Origin of the sequence: Pseudomonas sp. NPDC096925 (assembly GCF_044762545.1) — a bacterium.
Lineage (GTDB): Bacteria > Pseudomonadota > Gammaproteobacteria > Pseudomonadales > Pseudomonadaceae > Aquipseudomonas.
In genome coordinates, this window is sequence record NZ_JBIWEM010000005.1 from 189,630 (window position 1) to 204,026 (window position 14,397).

Annotated in this window: 13 protein-coding genes; 8 read left to right on the plus strand and 5 right to left on the minus strand. The window is 62.8% G+C overall.

Annotation, left to right across the window (positions count from 1 at the left end; genetic code table 11):
• Positions 1–96 precede the first annotated feature (96 nt).
• Entirely contained in the window at positions 97–1,551 is a 1,455-nt protein-coding gene (thiI, locus tag ACIQYU_RS16485) for a tRNA uracil 4-sulfurtransferase ThiI (protein ID WP_207828355.1), read from the minus strand.
• Positions 1,552–2,043: 492 nt separating this feature from the next.
• On the opposite strand from thiI, the gene glnA reads away from it, so the two are divergent.
• From glnA to ntrC, 3 genes are all read left to right on the plus strand, one after another.
• On the plus strand, positions 2,044–3,450 hold the full coding sequence (gene glnA / locus ACIQYU_RS16490; protein WP_015272115.1) for a type I glutamate--ammonia ligase: 1,407 nt from the start codon (positions 2,044–2,046) through the stop codon (positions 3,448–3,450).
• A 365-nt stretch (positions 3,451–3,815) separates the two neighbouring features.
• Positions 3,816–4,901: a nitrogen regulation protein NR(II) gene (gene glnL, locus ACIQYU_RS16495; protein WP_063912033.1), complete on the plus strand. Its 1,086-nt coding sequence runs from the start codon at positions 3,816–3,818 to the stop codon at positions 4,899–4,901.
• Positions 4,898–6,334 carry a nitrogen regulation protein NR(I) gene (ntrC, locus tag ACIQYU_RS16500; RefSeq protein WP_003249213.1) on the plus strand — a complete coding sequence of 479 codons (1,437 nt, stop codon included), beginning with the start codon at positions 4,898–4,900 and terminating at the stop codon, positions 6,332–6,334. The genes glnL and ntrC overlap by 4 nt, the downstream gene beginning before the upstream one ends.
• A 435-nt stretch (positions 6,335–6,769) precedes the next feature.
• Here the strand turns inward: ntrC and ACIQYU_RS16505 are convergent, their stop codons facing one another.
• The gene (locus tag ACIQYU_RS16505; protein WP_207828353.1) at positions 6,770–7,207 is read right to left on the minus strand and encodes a hypothetical protein; all 438 of its coding nucleotides are present in this window, start codon (positions 7,205–7,207) and stop codon (positions 6,770–6,772) included.
• Here ACIQYU_RS16505 and trmL point away from each other — a divergent pair.
• On the plus strand, positions 7,206–7,667 hold the full coding sequence (trmL, locus tag ACIQYU_RS16510; protein ID WP_025340939.1) for a tRNA (uridine(34)/cytosine(34)/5-carboxymethylaminomethyluridine(34)-2'-O)-methyltransferase TrmL: 462 nt from the start codon (positions 7,206–7,208) through the stop codon (positions 7,665–7,667). The two genes, ACIQYU_RS16505 and trmL, sit on opposite strands and share 2 nt — an antisense overlap.
• A gap of 163 nt (positions 7,668–7,830) precedes the next feature.
• On the opposite strand, the gene secB is transcribed toward trmL, so the two are convergent.
• From secB to ACIQYU_RS16525, 3 genes are read right to left on the minus strand one after another with little or no spacing between them, the layout of a single operon-like run.
• Positions 7,831–8,316, minus strand: coding sequence for a protein-export chaperone SecB (secB, locus tag ACIQYU_RS16515; protein WP_013974581.1), 486 nt, complete (start codon positions 8,314–8,316; stop codon positions 7,831–7,833).
• 39 nt (positions 8,317–8,355) lie between these two features.
• Positions 8,356–8,610 (minus strand): glutaredoxin 3, encoded by a 255-nt coding sequence (gene grxC, locus ACIQYU_RS16520; RefSeq protein WP_063912037.1) that lies wholly within the window; start codon positions 8,608–8,610, stop codon positions 8,356–8,358.
• A gap of 1 nt (position 8,611) precedes the next feature.
• Positions 8,612–9,025, minus strand: a complete 414-nt coding sequence (locus tag ACIQYU_RS16525; protein ID WP_402800838.1) for a rhodanese-like domain-containing protein — start codon at positions 9,023–9,025, stop codon at positions 8,612–8,614.
• A 207-nt stretch (positions 9,026–9,232) separates the two neighbouring features.
• Here ACIQYU_RS16525 and gpmI point away from each other — a divergent pair, with 207 nt between their 5' ends.
• From gpmI to ACIQYU_RS16545, 4 genes are all read left to right on the plus strand, one after another.
• The gene (gene gpmI, locus ACIQYU_RS16530; protein ID WP_207828336.1) at positions 9,233–10,768 is read left to right on the plus strand and encodes a 2,3-bisphosphoglycerate-independent phosphoglycerate mutase; all 1,536 of its coding nucleotides are present in this window, start codon (positions 9,233–9,235) and stop codon (positions 10,766–10,768) included.
• Between the two features lie 140 nt (positions 10,769–10,908).
• Positions 10,909–12,213 carry a murein hydrolase activator EnvC gene (locus ACIQYU_RS16535; protein WP_123085573.1) on the plus strand — a complete coding sequence of 435 codons (1,305 nt, stop codon included), beginning with the start codon at positions 10,909–10,911 and terminating at the stop codon, positions 12,211–12,213.
• Between the two features lie 78 nt (positions 12,214–12,291).
• Positions 12,292–13,608, plus strand: a complete 1,317-nt coding sequence (locus ACIQYU_RS16540; protein WP_233688153.1) for a S41 family peptidase — start codon at positions 12,292–12,294, stop codon at positions 13,606–13,608.
• Positions 13,609–13,616: 8 nt separating this feature from the next.
• Entirely contained in the window at positions 13,617–14,384 is a 768-nt protein-coding gene (locus ACIQYU_RS16545; protein ID WP_207828332.1) for a divergent polysaccharide deacetylase family protein, read from the plus strand.
• Positions 14,385–14,397 lie beyond the last annotated feature (13 nt).

The following is a 14,397-nucleotide window of genomic DNA, read 5'->3' on the forward strand; positions in this document are numbered from 1 at the left end:
GCCAGTGTAGGCGGCGAATATGTACGGTTTGAGGCTCAGCGGGCCCGATGGTCGGGAGGGCGATGGCGGATGCTGCCGCCATACAGCCCTGGCGTCTTATGTCGGACGATAAACACGCACATTGGCATGTCCCTCACTGAGCAGGTGGTGTGCGTGCAGACGGCTCATCACACCTTTGTCGCAATACAGCAAGTACTGGCGCGTAGGGTCCAGGTGCTTGAACTTGCTGTTGATCGCATAGAACGGCATGGCCTGGACTTCGATACCCTCCAGCGCCAGAGGTTCGTCTTCCTGGGCATCGGGGTGACGAATGTCGATGACGATCTGGCCCGGCAGCGCCTCGGCCACTTCCTCGACTTCGATGTCCTTGCCAAGCTCGTCGATCACGTGGTCGATGGAGATGAACCTGGCACGCTCCAGGGCGCGCTCCAGCACGGCCATGTCGAACTGCTTTTCTTCGTGCTCCATGCGATGACGCTTGGCATGGGTAGTCGGGTTCACCGAGATCACGCCACAGTACTCCGGCATGTGCTTGGCAAAATCGGCAGTGCCGATTGCGGTGGCCTGGTCGATGATGTCCTGCTTGTGGCTGGCCAGCAACGGGCGCAGCACCAGCTTGTCGGTGGCCGAGTCGATGATCGACAGATTCGGCAGGGTCTGGCTGGACACCTGGGAAATCGCCTCGCCGGTGACCAGCGCGTCGATCTCCAGGCGGTCGGCCATGTGTGCGGCACCGCGCAGCATCATGCGCTTGAGGGTCACGCCCATGTAGCTGTTGTCGACCTTGTTGAGGATCTCGCCGACCACTTCCTCGAATGGCACGCTGATGAACAGCACGCGCTGGCTGCTGCCGAACTTCTTCCACAGGTAGTGGGCCACTTCCATCACGCCCAGCTCGTGGGCACGGCCACCGAGGTTGAAGAAGCAGAAGTGGGTCATCAGGCCACGGCGCATCATCTGGTAGGCCGCCACGGTGGAGTCGAAGCCACCGGACATCAGCACCAGGGTCTGCTCCAGGGCGCCCAGCGGATAACCGCCGATGCCCTGGTGCTGGTTGTGGATCACGTACAGGCGCTGGTCGCGGATCTCGATGCGCACCAGCACTTCCGGGTTCTTCAGCTCGATGCCGGCGGCGCCGCACTGCTGGCGCAGCTGGCTGCCGACGTAACGGTCGACGTCCATCGAGGTGAAGTCGTGGTGGCCGCCGCGCTTGCAGCGCACGGCGAAGTGCTTGCCGGCCAGCAGGTGGCCGAAGTGGTGCTTGCACTTGGCGACAATGTCGTCGAAGTCGCCGAGCGGGTATTCCTCTACCTGCAGGAAGTGGGTGATACCCGGGGTACAGGTGAGGCGCTCGATCATCTCGCGCTGGACTTTTTCGTCTTCGACGCGGGTGACCACTTCGAGATTATCCCAGACACCATCGACCACCAGCTCAGGGTCGAGGTCCTTGAGCACGTTGCGGATGTTCTTGCCGAGCTGGCGGATGAAGCGCTTGCGCACCGGCCGGCTCTTGATGGTGATTTCTGGGAAGACTTTGACGATAAGTTTCATTGGTTAACAGCGCGCGCAGGGCCTGCCGAAAATGAGGGGCGCGAATTATAGCGGAAATTGCTCAGGATTTGACCAACTTTTGATCAGAAGCTTTCAGATAAATGCAGGAGGCGGGTTTTGTGCTGCCAGCTCCGGCCCTTTCGCGGGTAAACCCGCTCCCACAGGGACCGCACACAATTCCAAGGTTGTGCTATCCCCTGTGGGAGCGGGTTCACCCGCGAAGAGGCCCTCAAGAAAAGCATACAACTCAAGCAATGCACACTATTGGTGCACTGCTACCAAAATTCGCATCTTAAGGGTGCATTTCCCCCCGTCGCCCCACCGCCAAATGCCCACAAACGCCCCCTTTTATCCCGCCCTCGCCATTTTCGGGCACTGGCATGCAATTTGCTCCCTTGTGAGGCAGGTAAAGCTTGGCCGACTATCCGCGCCCGGCAACACCCTTTTTCCAGGGCAGCGGCCCACCGCGCTCTAGACCATCCGGAGGACAACATGTCGAAGTCGGTTCAACTCATCAAAGATCATGACGTCAAGTGGATTGATCTGCGTTTCACGGACACCAAAGGCACTCAGCACCACGTGACCATGCCGGCGCGTGATGCGCTGGAAGACGACTTCTTCGAAGTCGGCAAGATGTTCGACGGTTCCTCCATCGCTGGCTGGAAAGGCATCGAAGCATCCGACATGATCCTGATGCCGGTCGACGAAACTGCCGTACTGGACCCGTTCACCGAAGAGCCAACCCTGATCATCACCTGCGACATCGTCGACCCGTCGAGCATGCAGGGCTACGATCGCGACCCACGTGCCATCGCCAAGCGCGCCGAAGAGTACCTGAAGAGCACCGGCATCGGTGACACCGTATTCGCAGGCCCAGAGCCTGAGTTCTTCATCTTCGACGAAGTGAAGTTCCAGTCGGACATCTCCGGCTCGATGTTCAAGATCTTCTCCGAGCAAGGCTCGTGGATGACTGGCGCTGACGTGGAAGGCGGCAACAAAGGCCACCGTCCGGGCGTGAAAGGCGGCTACTTCCCGGTTCCGCCGTTCGACCACGACCACGAAATCCGTACTGCCATGTGCAACGCACTGGAAGAGATGGGCCAGACCGTCGAAGTTCACCACCACGAAGTGGCGACTGCCGGCCAGAACGAAATCGGCGTCAAGTTCAACACCCTGGTGAAGAAGGCTGACGAAGTACAGGCGCTGAAATACGTCGTGCACAACGTTGCCGACGCCTACGGCCGTACCGCCACCTTCATGCCGAAGCCACTGTACGGCGACAACGGCTCGGGCATGCACGTGCACATGTCGATCTGGAAAGACGGCAAGAACACCTTCTCGGGTGAAGGCTATGCCGGCCTGTCCGACACCGCCCTGTACTTCATCGGCGGTATCATCAAGCACGGTAAGGCCCTGAACGGCTTCACCAACCCGTCGACCAACTCCTACAAGCGTCTGGTCCCAGGCTTCGAAGCCCCGGTAATGCTGGCCTACTCGGCTCGCAACCGTTCCGCATCGATCCGTATTCCTTACGTCGGCAGCCCGAAAGCCCGCCGTATCGAAGCACGCTTCCCGGACCCATCGGCCAACCCGTACCTGGCCTTCGCGGCCCTGCTGATGGCTGGCCTGGACGGTATCCAGAACAAGATCCACCCAGGCGATGCTGCCGACAAGAACCTGTACGACCTGCCGCCTGAAGAGGCCAAGGACATTCCGCAGGTTTGCGGCAGCCTGAAGGAAGCACTGGAAGAGCTGGACAAAGGCCGTGCGTTCCTGACCAAGGGCGGCGTGTTCTCCGACGACTTCATCGATGCCTTCATCGAGCTGAAGAGCGAAGAAGAAATCAAGGTCCGTACCTTCGTTCACCCGCTGGAATACGAGCTGTACTACAGCTGCTGATCTGATCGGTGCCTGGCGCCGATGACATGATCAGAACGGCCTCCCTCGGGAGGCCGTTTTCGTTTCCGCGCCATACAGAACCCACAGAAACCCCGCCCGTCACGCTATGCTCTATCTTGGTGCACAATCGAACGCCGTGCCCCCATTTGCTCCCCAATCTGGTTCACATGAAACGCTTCACCAAGACTTTCTGATCCGATTTTGCGCAGATCCAGGCCTTTTTCGGCAAATCCCGCTTCTTTTCGGAGCTTTGGTTTGTTTCTTGCATTTCTGCAGGTAGAGAGTCTCGCATCAGCGGATCCACCGCGCGCCCGGCCATGGCCGCGCCATGCCAGCCAAGCGCCAAAAGAGGTCAACGACGCCTTATGACCATCAGCGATGCACAGCACCGTCTGCTTCTGGACAACCTGACCACCGCCACGCTACTGCTCAACGCCGAGCTACGCCTGGAGTACATGAACCCTGCCGCAGAAATGCTGCTGGCGGTCAGTGGCCAGCGCAGCCATGGGCAGTTCATCAGCGAACTGTTCACCGAGTCGACCGAAGCGCTCAGCTCGCTGCGCCAGGCGGTCGAGCAGGCGCACCCGTTCACCAAGCGCGAAGCGCAGCTCACCTCGCTGACCGGGCAGGCCATCACCGTCGACTACGCGGTAACGCCGATCCTGCACCAGGGCCAGACCCTGCTGCTGCTGGAGGTTCACCCACGGGACCGGCTGCTGCGCATCACCAAGGAAGAGGCCCAGCTGAGCAAGCAGGAAACCACCAAGATGCTGGTGCGCGGCCTGGCCCACGAAATCAAGAACCCGCTCGGCGGCATCCGCGGCGCAGCCCAGCTGCTGGCCCGCGAGCTGCCTGACGAAGGCCTGCGCGACTACACCAACGTGATCATCGAGGAAGCCGACCGCCTGCGTAACCTGGTCGACCGCATGCTCGGCTCGAACAAGCTACCGTCGCTGGCCATGACCAACATCCACGAAGTACTGGAGCGGGTCTGCAGCCTGGTAGAGGCCGAAAGCCAGGGTTGCATCACTTTGGTGCGCGATTACGACCCCAGCCTGCCGGATGTGTTGATCGACCGCGAACAGATGATCCAGGCTGTGCTCAACATCGTGCGCAACGCCATGCAGGCGATCAGCTCGCAGAACGAGCTGCGCCTGGGCCGCATCACCCTGCGCAGCCGTGCCCTGCGCCAGTTCACCATCGGCCACGTGCGCCATCGCCTGGTGGCGCGGGTGGAGATCATCGACAACGGCCCGGGCATCCCGCCGGAACTGCAGGACACCCTCTTCTATCCCATGGTCAGCGGCCGCCCGGACGGTACCGGGCTGGGCCTGGCCATTACCCAGAACATCATCAGCCAGCACCAGGGCCTGATCGAGTGTGAAAGCCATGCAGGCCACACCGCCTTCTCGATCTACCTGCCCCTGGAACAAGGAGCCACCGCCTCATGAGCCGAAGTGAAACCGTATGGATCGTCGACGATGATCGCTCCATCCGCTGGGTCCTGGAAAAAGCCCTGCAACAGGAAGGCATGACCACCCAGAGCTTCGACAGCGCCGATGGCGTGATGGGCCGCCTGGCACGCCAGCAACCGGACGTGATCATTTCCGACATCCGCATGCCCGGCACCAGTGGCCTCGACCTGCTGGCGCAAATCCGCGAGCAGCACCCGCGCCTGCCAGTCATCATCATGACTGCCCACTCCGACCTGGACAGCGCCGTGGCGTCGTACCAGGGCGGTGCCTTCGAGTACCTGCCCAAGCCATTCGATGTGGACGAGGCGGTCTCGCTGGTCAAGCGTGCCAACCAGCACGCCCAGGAGCAGCAAGGGCTTGATGTGCCGCAAAACCTGGCACGCACCCCGGAAATCATCGGTGAAGCACCGGCGATGCAGGAGGTGTTCCGCGCCATCGGCCGCCTCAGCCACTCCAACATCACCGTGCTGATCAACGGCGAGTCCGGTACCGGCAAGGAACTGGTGGCCCACGCCCTGCACCGCCACAGCCCACGTGCGGCGTCGCCGTTCATTGCCCTGAACATGGCCGCGATCCCCAAGGACCTGATGGAGTCCGAGCTGTTCGGCCATGAGAAAGGCGCCTTCACCGGTGCGGCCAACCTGCGCCGGGGGCGCTTCGAGCAGGCCGACGGCGGGACCCTGTTCCTCGACGAGATCGGCGACATGCCCGCCGATACCCAGACCCGCCTGCTGCGGGTGCTGGCCGATGGCGAGTTCTATCGCGTGGGCGGCCACGTGCCGGTCAAGGTCGACGTGCGCATCATCGCTGCCACCCACCAGAACCTCGAGTCGCTGGTACAGGCCGGCAAGTTCCGCGAGGACTTGTTCCACCGCCTGAACGTGATTCGCATCCACATTCCACGGCTGGCCGACCGCCGTGAGGATATCCCCGCCCTCGCCCGCCACTTCCTCGCCCGCGCCGCCCAGGAGCTGGCGGTGGAGCCGAAGATCCTCAAGCCGGAAACCGAAGAGTTCATCCGCAATCTGCCGTGGCCGGGCAACGTGCGGCAGATGGAGAACACCTGCCGCTGGATCACCGTGATGGCCTCCAGCCGCGAAGTGCTGATCGGCGACCTGCCGCCCGAGTTGCTGAACCTGCCACAGGACGCCGCGCCGGTAACCAACTGGGAGCAGGCCCTGCGCCAGTGGGCCGACCAGGCGTTGGCGCGTGGGCAGACCAGCCTGCTGGACAGCGCAGTGCCGAGCTTTGAGCGGATCATGATCGAGACGGCGCTCAAGCACACCGCTGGCCGTCGGCGCGATGCGGCGCTGTTGCTGGGTTGGGGGCGCAATACCCTGACGCGCAAGATCAAGGAGCTGGGGATGAATGTGGCGGGTGGGGATGATGAGGAAGGTGATGACCATTAATCCTTGACTGGCTGCACCGACGCATTCGCGGGTAAACCCGCTCCCACAAGTACAGCGCCAGCCTCAAGGTCGGCGCCGTACTTGTGGGAGCGGGTTTACCCGCGAATGCGTTTATAGAACCAGAACAGATATCGGCTCCATGCACCGTTCCTGTGCCCGATGCACCTCACGAAGGCACAAAACCCCTCAAAAAACGGCTAATTCACCCTTAAAGCCCAATATTCACGGGCTTTGCAAAACTGGCACGCCCCCTGCAATACCTAGTACATCTCCAGTTTCGGGGGCCCTGGTACAGGCAGGCCGGGTGAACCCCTCTTTTATTCGCAACATCGCCAGTTTTGGGGACCTCGGTACAGGCAGGCCGGGCCATCCCCCCTTTATACGCAGTACCCCTTTCGGGGACCCTGGTACAGGCAGGCCGGGATATCCCCTCTTTTATTCGTGCAGTTTCACCTGCACCCGCCAGCGCCCAGCGTCCTCTGCACCAGCCCACTCGCCGTGCAGGGGGCGCGCGGCCACCAGCGTCAGCAACAAGCCTTCCTTGCTCTTCTGCACCCGCCAGCTCACAGGCTTGCCTTGCAGGCTCAACTGCCCTTGCCGGGCCTTGCCCTGCGCCTGGAACAATAGCGCAACCGTACCGTCCACATTCTCGCCATGCAGCTGAGGCTCTTCGTTGAACCACAGCTCCAGGCCATCCTGCACCACCTCCACCTGTTGCAGCTCGCGCTCGTCCGGCGTGGTCAGCCGGCCGATCATCAGCCCTACCATCAAGCCGACGATTGCCAGCGACAGCATCATCCGCGGGAACGCCTTCGAACGCACGTCCGGTTCGGGGGTAGAATGCCCGTCATCTTCACGCTTGGAGCCGTGCATGTTTCACGTCATCCTTTTTCAACCAGAAATTCCGCCGAATACCGGCAACATCATTCGCCTGTGCGCCAACAGCGGCTGCGACCTGCACCTGATCGAACCCATCAGCTTCGAACTGGATGACAAGCGCCTGCGCCGTGCGGGGCTGGATTACCACGAGTATGCCACGCTCAAGCGCCACGAGAGCCTGGCCGGATGCCTGGAAAGCCTGGGCAACCCGCGGCTGTTCGCCTTCACCACCAAGGGCTCGCACCCGTTCCACGAAGTGGCCTACCAGCCGGGTGATGCCTTCCTGTTCGGCCCCGAGAGCCGTGGCTTGCCGACCGAAGTCCTGGACAGCCTGCCGGCCGAACAACGCCTGCGCCTGCCGATGCGGCCGGGGTGCCGCAGCCTGAACCTGTCCAATACCGTGGCAGTGACGGTGTATGAGGCGTGGCGGCAGAATGGGTTTGCCGGGAGCTGAGCTATAGCCTGTGCCGGCCTCTTCGCGGGTAAACCCGCTCCCACAGTAACCAAGCCAACCTCAAGGGCAGCGCTGTACCTGTGGGAGCGGGTTTACCCGCGAAGGGGGCGGCACAGGCAACAAAAAAGCGCCCCGAGAGGCGCTTTCTTGATACCAGCAGCTATTACTGCACGGTCGGCGCTTCGCCGGCTTCCTGCATGCGCTGCATTTCTTGCGCGTACAGGGCGTCAAAGTTGACCGGCGACAGCATCAGGGCCGGGAACGAACCGCGGGTCACCAGGCTATCCAGGGTCTCGCGGGCGTACGGGAACAGGATGTTCGGGCAGAACGCACCCAGGGTGTGGCTCATCGAAGCCGCGTCCAGGTTCTTGATCAGGAAGATACCGGCCTGCTGCACTTCAGCGATGAAGGCCACTTCGTCACCGTTCTTGACGGTAACCGACAGGGTCAGCACCACCTCGTGGAAGTCACCTTCCAGGGCTTTCTGCTTGGTGTTCAGGTCCAGGGCTACGCTCGGCTCCCAGGTCTGGCGGAAGATCTGCGGGCTTTTCGGGGCCTCGAACGACAGGTCGCGCACATAGATGCGCTGCATGGAGAACTGAGGGCTGTTGTCTTCTGCAGCAGCGCCGTTGGTCTGTTGGTCAGTCATGGCAGATCCTTATCCTAATGTTTTTGAATGCAGTGCAAATCAGGCCGCCAGCAGCGCGTCGAGCTTGCCGGCACGCTCCAGGGCATAGAGGTCATCGCATCCACCGACATGGGTGCTGCCGATCCAGATCTGCGGCACCGATGTACGGCCGGCCTTCTGGCTCATTTCGGCACGAACCTGCGGCTTGCCGTCGACCTTGATTTCCTCGAAGGCCACGCCCTTGCTCTCGAGCAGGTGCTTGGCGCGCATGCAGTAGGGGCAGTAGTCGCTGGAATAGACGATGACGGGCTTCATATCACTTCACCAGGGGCAGGTTATCGGCTTTCCAGCTGGAAACGCCACCGCTCAGTTTGGCAGCGTTGTAACCAGCCTTGAGCAGCTCGCGGCAGATGGTGCCGGACTGCTGGCCCATCGAGTCGACGACGATCAGGGTCTTCTCTTTGTGCTTGTCAAGCTCGGTCATGCGGTTGACCAGCTTGTCCTGCGGGATGTTCAGCGCACCGACAATGTGACCGGCGGAGTATTCCTTGGCCGGGCGGATGTCGATGACCAGGGCTTTATCGGCATTGACCAGGGCAGTCAGCTGGCCGTTGCTCAGGCTCTGGCCACCGCGACGGATTTCATTGACCAGCAGCGCGACCAGCAAGACAACGAAGATCGCCACCAGGATGTAGTGGTTTGTCGCAAATTGAATCAGGTTAGCAACCATCTGGGGTGTTCCACGCGATTGAAAATGCCGGCCAGTATACACAGCCCCTTATTGCCACCAAAGCCCGGCGGGCCGGCGGCAAAGCCACCTGCACATTGCTGGCACGTGCGCGCCGGTCGGGGGAATGGGACGAATATTCGCCGCCGGTGGCGCATTTGCCCTAAAATGCGTGTCTTTATCATCTTTGAACAACCGTGAGTTTGATTGATGACGAGTACGCCCAAACCCCTGGTCCTGATCATCCTGGATGGCTTCGGCCACAGCGAAAGCCCCGAATACAATGCCATCTATGCCGCCAACACACCGGTCTATGACCGCCTGCGCGCCAGTCAGCCGCATGGCCTCATTTCCGGCTCTGGCATGGATGTCGGCCTGCCGGACGGGCAGATGGGCAACTCCGAAGTCGGTCACATGAACCTCGGCGCCGGCCGCGTGGTGTACCAGGACTTCACCCGGGTGACCAAGGCCATCCGCGACGGCGAGTTCTTCGAGAACCCGGTACTGACCGGCGCCGTGGACAAGGCAGCCAGTGCCGGCAAGGCCGTGCACATCCTCGGCCTGCTGTCCGATGGCGGCGTACACAGCCACCAGGACCACCTGGTGGCCATGGCTGAACTGGCCGCGCAGCGCGGCGCAGAGAAGATCTACCTGCACGCCTTCCTCGATGGCCGCGACACGCCGCCACGCAGCGCGCAGTCGTCCATCGAACTGCTCGACGCCACTTTTGCCAGGCTGGGCAAGGGCCGCATCGCCAGCCTGATCGGCCGCTACTACGCCATGGACCGCGACAACCGCTGGGACCGCGTCAGCGCCGCCTACAACCTGATCGTCGACAGCGCTGCCGAATACACCGCCGACACCGCCCTGGCTGGCCTGGAAGCGGCCTACGCCCGCGACGAGAGCGACGAGTTCGTCAAGGCCACACGTATCGGTGATGCAGTCAAGGTCGAAGACGGCGACGCGGTGATCTTCATGAACTTCCGCGCCGACCGTGCCCGCGAACTGTCGCGCGTGTTCGTCGAAGCCGACTTCAACGAATTCCCGCGCCCGCGCCTGCCACAACTGGCGGCCTACATCGGCCTGACCCAGTACTCGGCGAAGATCCCGGCCCCTGCCGCCTTCGCCCCGGCCAGCCTGAACAACGTGCTGGGCGAGTACCTGGCGAAGAACGGCAAGACCCAACTGCGCATCGCCGAGACCGAGAAGTACGCCCACGTCACCTTCTTCTTCTCCGGTGGCCGCGAAGAGCCGTTCGAAGGCGAAGAGCGCATCCTGATCCCGTCGCCGAAGGTCGCCACCTACGACCTGCAGCCAGAAATGAGCGCGCCGGAAGTGACCGACCGCATCGTCGAGGCCATCGAGCAGCAGCGTTATGACGTGATCGTGGTCAACTACGCCAACGGCGACATGGTCGGCCATACCGGCGTGTTCGAAGCTGCGGTGAAGGCCGTCGAGGCCCTCGATGGCTGCGTCGGGCGCATCGTCGAAGCACTGGACAAGGTCGGCGGCGAAGCGCTGATCACCGCCGACCACGGCAACGTCGAGCAGATGGAAGACGAGTGCACCGGCCAGGCGCACACTGCACATACCACCGAACCGGTGCCGTTCATCTATGTCGGCAAGCGCAACGTCAAGGTGCGTGAAGGCGGCGTGCTGGCCGATGTGGCGCCGACCATGCTGAAGCTGCTGGGGCTGGAAAAGCCGGTGGAAATGACCGGTACGTCCATCCTGGTCGACGCCTGATTCTAATTATGGGGCTGCTTTGCAGCCCCTTTGCTCATGAATTCCAGACAAACGCCCCTCTGCACCTGCAGCGAGGCGTTTTTTTTGCCCGCCCGGGCGGGCATACTAGGCCAGTCTCCATCCTTGGTACGCCAAACCCCATGCTTCGCGCCCTGATCCTCCTAGCCCTGTCTTGCCTGCTCAGCCCGGCCTTTGCCGATGAGCGTGCGCAGACCCAGCAGCAACTGGACGCCACTCGCCAGGACATTGCCGAGCTCAAGAAGACGCTGGGCAAGCTCCAGGAAGAAAAGGCCGGTGTGCAAAAGGACCTCAAAGCCACCGAGACCGATATCGGCAACCTCGAAAAGCAGGTGGAGGCCCTGCAGCAAGAACTAAAAAAGACCGAGGGCGAGCTGGAGCGCCTTGATACCGAGAAAAAAAAACTCCAGAGCGCCCGCGTTGAACAACAGCGACTGATCGCCATCCAGGCCCGTTCGGCCTACCAGAATGGCCGCGAGGAATACCTCAAGCTGCTGCTCAACCAGCAGAACCCCGAGAAGTTCGCCCGCACCCTCACCTACTACGACTACCTGAGCAAGGCGCGCCTGGAGCAACTGCGCACCTTCAACGAGACCCTGCGCCAACTGGCCAACGTCGAACAGGAAATCGCCACCCAGCAGCAACAGCTGCTGGCCCAGCGCGCCGACCTCGACAGCCGCCGCCAGGCCCTGGAAACCGAGCGCGGCAAGCGCCAACAGGTGCTGGCCAAGCTCAACAGCGACATGAAGGACCGCGACCAGAAGCTGCAGTCGCGCGAGCAGGACCAGGCCGACCTGTCCAAAGTACTCAAGACCATCGAGGAAACCCTCGCCCGCCAGGCCCGCGAGGCCGAAGAAGCGCGCAAGAAGGCCTTGCTGGCCCAGCAGGAAGCGGAAAAACGCCGCCAGCAGGAAGCCCTGGCCGCCGCTGCCGCCCGCGAACAGGCCCGCGAACCGGTGGAGCCGCCGAAAAAGGCCCGCACCACCCTGGGCCCGATGGTTTCCAGCGACGGCGCGAGCTACGGCGGCGCATTTTCTGCCGCACGGGGAAAACTTCCCTGGCCAGTCAATGGTCGATTGCTGGCACGCTTCGGTGATGCCCGCGGCAGCGATGCCCGCGCCAAGTGGGACGGGGTGATGATCAGCGCCAACCCGGGCACCCAGGTACGTGCCGTGCACGGCGGACGCGTGGTGTTCGCCGACTGGTTGCGCGGTGCCGGGCTTCTGGTCATTCTCGACCACGGCAACGGTTACCTGAGCCTGTACGGCCATAACCAGAGCCTGCTCAAGAGCGCCGGTGATATCGTCAAGGCCGGCGAGGCCATTTCCACCGTTGGCGACAGCGGCGGCCAGGATGCTGCCGGCTTGTACTTCGCCATCCGCCAGCAGGGCCGGCCTACCGACCCTTCGCAGTGGTGCCGGGGCTAGTCAAATTTCTACGGCGTAGCCTGCGGGCTGCGCCGATGCTCCCCAGGGAGCGCTTCCAGGATCAGGAGTTCGTTCGACATGCTGCACTCGCCTCGCCTCACCCAGCTGGCCCTGTCCATCGCCTTGGCGGTCGGCGCGCCCCTGGTTACTGCCGCGGAGCCGGCCAAGCCAGCCGCAGTACCGGCCACCGAGGTGACCGCCAAGGCGCCACTGCCGCTTGAAGAGCTACGCACCTTCGCCGAGGTCATGGACCGCATCAAGGCGGCCTATGTAGAGCCGGTGGATGACAAGACCCTGCTGGAAAATGCCATCAAGGGCATGCTCAGCAACCTCGACCCGCACTCGGCGTACCTCGGCCCCGAAGACTTCCAGGAGCTGCAGGAAAGCACCAGCGGCGAGTTCGGCGGGCTGGGCATCGAAGTGGGCCAGGAAGACGGCTTCATCAAGGTGGTCTCGCCTATCGACGACACCCCGGCCTCGCGTGCTGGCGTGCAGGCCGGCGACCTGATCGTCAAGATCAACGGCGCCCCGACCCGTGGCCAGACCATGACCGAAGCGGTCGACAAGATGCGCGGCAAGGTCGGCGAGAAAATCACCCTGACCCTGGTGCGCGACGGCGGCACCCCCTTCGACGTGACCCTGGCCCGCGCGGTCATCCAGGTCAAGAGCGTGAAGAGCCAGCTGCTGGAGAACGACTACGGCTACATCCGCATCACCCAGTTCCAGGTCAAGACCGGCGACGAAGTCGGCAAGGCCCTGGCCAAGCTGCGCAAGGACAACGGCAAGAAGCTGCGCGGCGTGGTGCTGGACCTGCGCAACAACCCGGGCGGCGTGCTGCAGTCGGCGGTGGAAGTGGCTGACCACTTCCTGACCAAGGGCCTGATCGTCTACACCAAGGGCCGCATTGCCAACTCCGAGCTGCGTTTCTCGGCCGACCCGGCCGACGCCAGCAACGGCGTGCCACTGGTCGTGCTGATCAACGGCGGCAGCGCCTCGGCCTCGGAAATTGTCGCCGGCGCCCTGCAAGACCAGAAACGCGCCGTGCTGATGGGCACCGACAGCTTCGGCAAGGGCTCGGTGCAGACCGTGCTGCCACTGGCCAACGACCGTGCGCTGAAGCTGACCACCGCGCTGTACTTCACCCCCAACGGCCGCTCGATCCAGGCCCAGGGCATCGTCCCCGACATCGAAGTGCGCCCGGCCAAGCTCACTGCCGAAGCCGACACCGAAAACTTCAAGGAAGCCGACCTGCAAGGCCACCTGGGCAACGGCAACGGCGGTGCCGACCGCCCGACTGGCAGCGGCAAGCGCAAGGAGCGCCCGCAGGATAACGACTTCCAGCTGAGCCAGGCCCTGAGCCTGCTCAAAGGCCTGAACATCACCAAGGGCGACTGATCCACCCCATGCGTTATCTGCTGTGTCTGCTGTTCAGCCTGATGGCCGGGGTCGCGCAAGCGGCGCCGGCCGGCAAGGCCTACATGAGCATCATCATCGACGACCTGGGCCAGAGCAGCGAGCGTGACAGCCGTACCCTGGCCCTGCCCGGCCCGGTGACCATGGCGATCATGCCCGATACCCCGCATGCCACCGACTTCGCCCGCCAGGCGCACAAGGCCGGCAGGACGGTAATCCTGCACATGCCCATGGACCCGGCCACCGGGCCCTATGCCTGGCACCCTGGCACGCCGATCGAAGAGCTGGCCAAACGCCTGGACGCGGCCCTGGCCAAGGTGCCGTACGCCGCCGGCATCAACAACCACATGGGCAGCCGCATGACGGCGCAGCGTGAGCCCATGGCCTGGTTGATGGGTGAGCTGCAGCAACGTCACCTGTTCTTCGTCGACAGCCGTACCAGCGCCGCCACCGTGGCCGCAGCCGAAGCCCAGCGCATCGGCCTGGCCCACGTTTCGCGTGATGTGTTCCTTGATGATGTGCGCACCACTGAAGCGATTACCGGGCAGTTGCAGCAGGGCATCGCCCTGGCGCGCAGGCAGGGGTCGGCGGTGCTGATCGGGCATCCTTATCCACAGACTCTGGAAGTGCTGGAACGGGAGTTGCCAAGGCTCAGGAGCCAGGGCATCGAGTTGATCAGGCTCAAGCAGATGATTGCCGTGCGCAGCAATCAGGCGATGCCGGGGCATGGCAAGAATGGCCGCTACACCAATCGCTGAGAAACCTGGGCTG

Bases quoted from the DNA above. Each gene is read 5' to 3' on its own strand.
- thiI (WP_207828355.1), bottom strand. From the start codon at position 1,551: ATGAAACTTATCGTCAAAGTCTTCCCAGAAATCACCATCAAGAGCCGG.
- glnA (WP_015272115.1), top strand. From the start codon at position 2,044: ATGTCGAAGTCGGTTCAACTCATCAAAGATCATGACGTCAAGTGGATT.
- glnL (WP_063912033.1), top strand. From the start codon at position 3,816: ATGACCATCAGCGATGCACAGCACCGTCTGCTTCTGGACAACCTGACC.
- ntrC (WP_003249213.1), top strand. From the start codon at position 4,898: ATGAGCCGAAGTGAAACCGTATGGATCGTCGACGATGATCGCTCCATC.
- trmL (WP_025340939.1), top strand. From the start codon at position 7,206: ATGTTTCACGTCATCCTTTTTCAACCAGAAATTCCGCCGAATACCGGC.
- ACIQYU_RS16505 (WP_207828353.1), bottom strand. From the start codon at position 7,207: ATGCACGGCTCCAAGCGTGAAGATGACGGGCATTCTACCCCCGAACCG.
- secB (WP_013974581.1), bottom strand. From the start codon at position 8,316: ATGACTGACCAACAGACCAACGGCGCTGCTGCAGAAGACAACAGCCCT.
- grxC (WP_063912037.1), bottom strand. From the start codon at position 8,610: ATGAAGCCCGTCATCGTCTATTCCAGCGACTACTGCCCCTACTGCATG.
- ACIQYU_RS16525 (WP_402800838.1), bottom strand. From the start codon at position 9,025: ATGGTTGCTAACCTGATTCAATTTGCGACAAACCACTACATCCTGGTG.
- gpmI (WP_207828336.1), top strand. From the start codon at position 9,233: ATGACGAGTACGCCCAAACCCCTGGTCCTGATCATCCTGGATGGCTTC.
- ACIQYU_RS16535 (WP_123085573.1), top strand. From the start codon at position 10,909: ATGCTTCGCGCCCTGATCCTCCTAGCCCTGTCTTGCCTGCTCAGCCCG.
- ACIQYU_RS16540 (WP_233688153.1), top strand. From the start codon at position 12,292: ATGCTGCACTCGCCTCGCCTCACCCAGCTGGCCCTGTCCATCGCCTTG.
- ACIQYU_RS16545 (WP_207828332.1), top strand. From the start codon at position 13,617: ATGCGTTATCTGCTGTGTCTGCTGTTCAGCCTGATGGCCGGGGTCGCG.